This window comes from Klebsiella sp. 4_1_44FAA, from assembly GCF_000238715.1.
Classification (GTDB): domain Bacteria; phylum Pseudomonadota; class Gammaproteobacteria; order Enterobacterales; family Enterobacteriaceae; genus Klebsiella; species Klebsiella pneumoniae.
Genome location: NZ_JH414802.1, coordinates 95,185 through 100,960, shown reverse-complemented (window position 1 = coordinate 100,960; position 5,776 = coordinate 95,185). Strand labels below are relative to the sequence as shown.

Annotated in this window: 6 protein-coding genes and 2 pseudogenes; 3 read left to right on the top strand and 5 right to left on the bottom strand. The window is 57.6% G+C overall.

What is annotated here, in order from left to right; all coding sequences use genetic code 11:
* The 3 genes and pseudogenes from HMPREF1024_RS09930 to HMPREF1024_RS09940 form a co-directional block, all read right to left on the bottom strand.
* On the bottom strand, nucleotides 1-382 hold a 382-nt coding region (locus HMPREF1024_RS09930), incomplete at its 3' end, for an IS5/IS1182 family transposase (RefSeq protein WP_009308923.1).
* 60 nt (nucleotides 383-442) lie between these two features.
* Nucleotides 443-2,140, bottom strand: a pseudogene (locus tag HMPREF1024_RS09935) (DMSO/selenate family reductase complex A subunit); the annotation flags it as partial.
* A gap of 150 nt (nucleotides 2,141-2,290) precedes the next feature.
* Nucleotides 2,291-2,560: a DUF1161 domain-containing protein gene (locus HMPREF1024_RS09940; protein ID WP_002903714.1), complete on the bottom strand. Its 270-nt coding sequence runs from the start codon at nucleotides 2,558-2,560 to the stop codon at nucleotides 2,291-2,293.
* Nucleotides 2,561-2,661: 101 nt separating this feature from the next.
* On the opposite strand from HMPREF1024_RS09940, the gene HMPREF1024_RS09945 reads away from it, so the two are divergent.
* Entirely contained in the window at nucleotides 2,662-3,372 is a 711-nt protein-coding gene (locus HMPREF1024_RS09945; protein WP_009308921.1) for a YnfC family lipoprotein, read from the top strand.
* On the opposite strand, the gene speG is transcribed toward HMPREF1024_RS09945, so the two are convergent.
* Entirely contained in the window at nucleotides 3,366-3,926 is a 561-nt protein-coding gene (speG, locus tag HMPREF1024_RS09950; RefSeq protein WP_004179730.1) for a spermidine N1-acetyltransferase, read from the bottom strand. The genes HMPREF1024_RS09945 and speG overlap by 7 nt on opposite strands.
* A gap of 77 nt (nucleotides 3,927-4,003) precedes the next feature.
* The gene (locus tag HMPREF1024_RS09955) at nucleotides 4,004-4,345 is read right to left on the bottom strand and encodes a DUF1283 family protein (RefSeq protein WP_002903720.1); all 342 of its coding nucleotides are present in this window, start codon (nucleotides 4,343-4,345) and stop codon (nucleotides 4,004-4,006) included.
* Nucleotides 4,346-4,453: 108 nt separating this feature from the next.
* Here HMPREF1024_RS09955 and HMPREF1024_RS09960 point away from each other — a divergent pair, with 108 nt between their 5' ends.
* Together HMPREF1024_RS09960 and HMPREF1024_RS09965 are read left to right on the top strand one after the other, a co-directional pair.
* Nucleotides 4,454-4,816, top strand: a complete 363-nt coding sequence (locus tag HMPREF1024_RS09960) for a YnfA family protein (protein WP_072143281.1) — start codon at nucleotides 4,454-4,456, stop codon at nucleotides 4,814-4,816.
* A 114-nt stretch (nucleotides 4,817-4,930) separates the two neighbouring features.
* Nucleotides 4,931-5,776 (top strand): annotated as a pseudogene (locus HMPREF1024_RS09965) (MFS transporter); the annotation flags it as partial.

Here is a 5,776-nt window from a genome sequence, read left to right as displayed (position 1 = left end):
AGCGATTGATGGTCTTGAACAATTGACGGGCCAGTTGATGCTGCTCGAGCAGGTGGCGGAAATTCATGATGGTGGTGCGATCCGGCAGGGCGCTATCCAGGGATAATCGGGCAAACAGGCGCATGGAGGCGATTTCGTACAGGGCATCTTCCATGGCACCGTCGCTCAGGTTGTACCAATGCTGCATGCAGTGAATACGCAGCATGGTCTCCAGCGGATAGGGCCGTCGGCCATTGCCCGCCTTGGGATAAAACGGCTCGATGACAGCGGTCATATTCTGCCATGGCAGAATCTGCTCCATGCGGGAGAGGAAAATCTCTTTTCGGGTCTGACGGCGCTTAGTGCTGAATTCACTATCGGCGAAGGTGAGTTGATGGCTCATGATGTCCCTCTGGGATGCGCTCCGGATGAATATGATGATCTCATATCAGGAACTTGTTCGCACCTTCCTTAGGATCCAGTAAATCGGTTTGCGTTCGAACTTCGCCGAGGTGGCGGGCTGAATAAAAATCAGATAGCCCATATTGCCGGCGTAATCGTTAGGAATGATATCCTCCTGCTCAACGGTCATCAGGTCGGGCAGCAGCAGATCGGCGTATTTCGCCGACGAGGTCATAAAGTTGTCGATAACCACAATGGTTTCGCACTTGCTTTCATCCTGCAGAATTTCGTGGGTCTTATTGATGTCGGAGTGCTGGTTGATGATGGTGTTGCCCGCGTAGTTCCACAGGAACTTGATCGGCACGTCGAGCTTATCTTTACCGCGTACGCCATCGCGGCTGGCGGTCATCTCTGGACCGCGCGCGATGGCGTCGGTCCAGGTAAAGCAGGAGATGGCGGTCTTCACCGGGTTTTCCAGCATCGGCAGGCGCTCAATGGTGATGGTGTAGGTTGATTCGCGGGCGCCGCTATTGCCGCCGTTGATGCCGACGTTACCGGTTAAGATCGGCAGCATGGCGATCGCCCGGGCGGTGAGTTCGCCGTTGGCCTGGCGCTGGGGGCCCCAGCCCTGGCAAATGTAGGCCGGCTTGCTCATGCCGATTTCGCGCGCCAGCTTAATGATGCGATCGGTGGGGATACCGGTTATACGCGAGGCCCACTGTGGCGTTTTAGCGATCCCGTCGTCGCCCTCGCCGAGGATATAGGCTTTGTAGTGACCGTTCGCCGGCGCCCCGGCCGGGAGCGTTTTCTCGTCGTAGCCAACGCAGTATTTATCAAGGAAAGGCTGGTCCACCAGATCTTCGTTAATCAACACCCAGGCGATACCGGCCACCAGCGCGGCGTCGGTGCCGGGGCGAATGGGGATCCACTCATCTTCCCGACCGGCGGCGGTATCGGTGTAGCGCGGATCGATGACGATCATTCGCGCGTTAGAGCGCTCGCGGGCCTGCTCCAGATACCAGGTAATACCGCCGCCGCTCATCCGGGTCTCCGCCGGATTGTTGCCGAACATCACCACCAGCTTGCTGTTTTCAATATCCGAGGTGCTGTTGCCGTCGTTACTGCCGTAGGTGTAGGGCATGGCGCAGGCAATCTGCGCAGTACTGTAGGTACCGTACTGGTTAAGCGAGCCGCCGTAGCAGTTCATTAAACGCGCCACCGGCGACGCGGAAGGCGACGAACGGGTGATGTTGCCGCCGACGATCCCTGAAGAGTAGTTAATGTATACGGCTTCGTTGCCATACTGCGCTACCACGCTCTTCAGGCGGTCGGCGAGGGTATCCAGCGCCTCCTGCCAGCTGATGCGGACAAATTTGCCTTCTCCGCGCTTGCCGACGCGCTTCATGGGATAGTTAAGGCGATCCGGATGATTGATGCGCCGGCGAATCGAACGCCCGCGCAGGCAGGCGCGGACCTGATGGTCGCCGTAGCGGTCGTCGCCGGTGTTATCCGTTTCGACGTAAACCACTTCATCATCACGCACGTGCAGCCGCAGGGCGCAGCGGCTGCCGCAGTTAACCGAGCAGGCGCCCCAGACAATGCGGGTTGTGTCGCCTGTAGCCTGCTGAACTGCCGCCGCGGCGCGGCGCAGCGTAAAGGGCAGGGTCAGCCCGCCGGCGGCCAGCGCCAGGGAGCCGAGGGCTGTAGATTTTAGTAGCGCGCGTCGGCTGACGCCGCCGGGAGATTCCTGATTCGACATTGCTCACTCCATGATAGTTATGCTGTGCGGAGAAGGACCGCCACGTCATTAACCGACGCAGGGGTGAGCGATAATACGTTATGGGTAGCCAGTAGACCTTATCCCTGGTCAATGCAGGGATAAGATCTTTCACTTGAAACCGAATAGGGCCTACTGAGCGTCGTTTTCGGCGGGACTGTCGCTGTTACGCGTATAGGTGATTTTGAAGGTGTCGTTGGCGCAATGACCGACCACCTGAACCCCGGGCTGGTCTGCCTGATCGTTTGGCACAATGGCCAGGCTGAAGGCGGTTTCCGGTACGCCATTGTTGATGATCTTCTGCTGGATGTCGCTTTTGACCCGTTCACAGGAGTCGGGAGCCGCCAGTACGGCCGTGGAGCACAGCAGTAGCGCAGCGCCGGTGCAGAGGGATAGTTTCATCTTACGCTCCTTATCGATGTTATCCAGATTTAAGCATAGCAGAACTGGTGTAAACAATTGTATTTGCTAATATGATCGGATGTACACAAAAGGAATCGTCTGTGAAAAGATTGTATTGGCTGATCCCGGCAGCGCTGCTGCTGACGGCATGCGACCGTAAAAGCGCCCCGGACGCCTTCACCCCGGAGATGGCGAGTTTTTCCAATGAGTTTGAGTTTGATCCCCTGCGCGGGCCGGTGAAAGATTTTAGCCAGACGCTGCTGGATGAACACGATGTGGTGGTCAAGAAGGTAAGCGCTCAGCTCTCCAGGGAAGGGTGTTTCGATCTGCTGACCCTGGAAGATGTGGAGAACAAAACCGGCGCCACGCTGCTGCTGGACGCCAACTATTACGTCGACGGGCGCACCCACGAGAAGCGGCTGCGCCTGCAGGGCAAGTGTCAGCTGGCGGAGATGCCTGCTGTCGGGGTGAGTTGGGAGACGGATGATAACGGTTTTATTATCAGCGCACGCGGCAAAGAGACCACCGCCACCTACCGCTATGACAGCGATGGCTATCCGCTGGGAAAAACCACCACCGCCAAAGAGGAGCGATTTACCGTCGCCTCAACGCCGTCAAAGGATCCGCGTAAGAAATTGGACTATACCGCCATCAGCACCTTCAACGATCGCACGCTGGGCACGGTGCGTCAGACCTGCGACTACGACGATCACGACAATCCGCTGAGCTGTGAGCTGCAGGTGATCGATGAAAGCGTCCAGCCGCCGCTGACCCGCCACTACACCATTAAAAACCGTATCGATTATTACTGAGCCGTCGGCTTCAGCAGGGACGGCCCGGACGTTTTGTGCTCGGCCAGATACTGGTGCTGGAACAGGCACATGCGGATGGTGTTGCGGTACTCGCCGTTAATGAAAAACTCATGGATCAGTTCACCCTCGACCATAAAGCCGAGCTTACGGTAAATATGGATCGCTTTTTCATTCTCTTTATCAACGATTAAATACAGCTTATACAGATTGAGCACGGTAAAGCCATAGTCCATCGCCAGACGTGCGGCGCGGGTGGCGAGACCTTTTCCCTGGAAGTCGGGGGAGATGATGATCTGGAACTCGGCCCGGCGGTGCACATGGTTGATTTCAACCAGCTCCACCAGTCCGGCTTTATCGCCATTGCATTCGATGACAAAGCGGCGCTCGCTTTGATCGTGAATATGTTTGTCGTACAGATCGGAGAGCTCAACGAAGGCCTCGTACGGCTCTTCAAACCAGTAGCGCATGACGCTGGCGTTGTTATCGAGCTGGTGGACGAAGCGCAAATCTTCGCGCTCAAGCGGGCGGAGTTTGACGTGTAGCGCGTCGGTCATGGAGATTCCTGTGGTCAAAACGGAAAGGGATTACAGAAAGGCGGCGCCCGCAGGCGCCAGCGTGGTCAGGGAGCGGCTCAGGGATTGATCGCGCGGCCGGTGCGACGGTCAAGACAGCGCAGGGTGTTTGGCTCCCAATAGGCATTGACGTTGGCGCTCTTCTGGCAGTTATCCTGCGCGTCGAAAGCGACATCGGCTTTATCCCACTCTTTTTCCGCCCGTTTGTTCACCTTCTGGCGCAGGCTGCGGGTGTCGTTCCATTGCTCTTTTTCCATCGACGCCTGCTGACGGCTCTGCGCGCTGTCGCCAGATTCAATCACCAGCCGGTCGGTGGCGGCATAGGAGCTGGAGGTGTAGACCACAGCGCTTAACGCCAGAATGGCGGTCAGGCACCAGCGTTTGTTCAGTGTCATGTTCATCACGATTTCCTTTAAGTGATGGGTTAACCCTCAGATTCAGTTTACTACAGCTCTTTTGTCGGGCATAGCCGGCAAAACAGCGTGGGGCAGAGGCTATTATCGCGTAGAATGGTTCAACGCTTTGTCTCTTTTACGAATCTTTTAATGCTCAAAACAACGCTGCTGTTCTTTGCTACCGCTCTATGTGAAATCGTCGGCTGTTATCTACCGTGGCTATGGCTCAAGCGCGGGGCAACGCCGCTGCTGCTGATCCCCACCGCCCTGGCGCTGGCGCTATTCGTCTGGCTCCTGACGCTCCATCCGGCCGCCAGCGGGCGGGTATATGCCGCCTACGGTGGGGTGTACGTTTGTACCGCATTGCTCTGGCTGCGGGTCGTTGATGGGGTCAAATTAACCCATTATGACTGGGCGGGCGCGGCCGTCGCCCTGTGCGGTATGCTAATCATCGTGGCGGGGTGGGGACGGGCCTAAGCCCGTCATGTGTGATCCCTGCCGCTTTTTTCAACCCTAATTCTTGTATGGTAGTCGACCTGTTGCCTTACTTATCAGACATCCTATTTAAGTATGACTCTGTAAGGAACAACGATGGCTATCGAGACTCTTGCCGCCCGGACCGGGGCGACGCCGTTACGCATCCGTCGGGTGCAGAAGATCACCCTGACGCTGCTGTTTATCGCCGGTATCGTCAACTTTCTTGACCGCTCTTCGCTGAGCGTCGCCGGGGAGGCGATACGCGCCGACCTGGGCCTTAGCGCCACCGAGTTTGGGGTGCTGCTCTCCGCCTTTTCGCTCTCCTACGGCTTCGCGCAACTGCCCTCCGGTATTTTGTTGGATCGCCTGGGACCACGGATTGTGCTGGGCGCCGGGCTGATTTTCTGGTCCGCGATGCAGGCCCTGACCGGGATGGTCAATTCGTTCTCGCATTTTATTCTGCTGCGCATTGGCCTCGGGATCGGCGAAGCGCCGTTTATGCCTGCCGGCGTGAAATCGATCAACGACTGGTATGCGCAAAGAGAGCGCGGCACGGCGGTGGGAATATTCAACTCCTCGACGGTGCTGGGCCAGGCTATCGCCCCGCCGGCCCTGGTCATCATGCAGTTGGCCTGGGGTTGGCGAACGATGTTTGTGGTGATTGGTTTAGCCGGGATCGTGGTCGGCCTGTGCTGGTATGTGGGCTACCGTAACCGTCGGCAGTTTACCCTGCAGGAGGAGGAGCAGCAGTATCTGGCCAGTGAGGAGGCGGCCCGCCCGGCGCTGAAGTTTAGCGAATGGCTGGCTCTGTTTAAACGGCGGACTACCTGGGGGATGATCCTCGGCTTTTCCGGTGTGAACTACACCGGCTGGCTGTATATCGCCTGGTTGCCCGGCTATTTGCAGGCGCAGCAGGGGTTAACCTGGCCCGTACGGCTGGGTGGCGGCGATCCCGTTTCT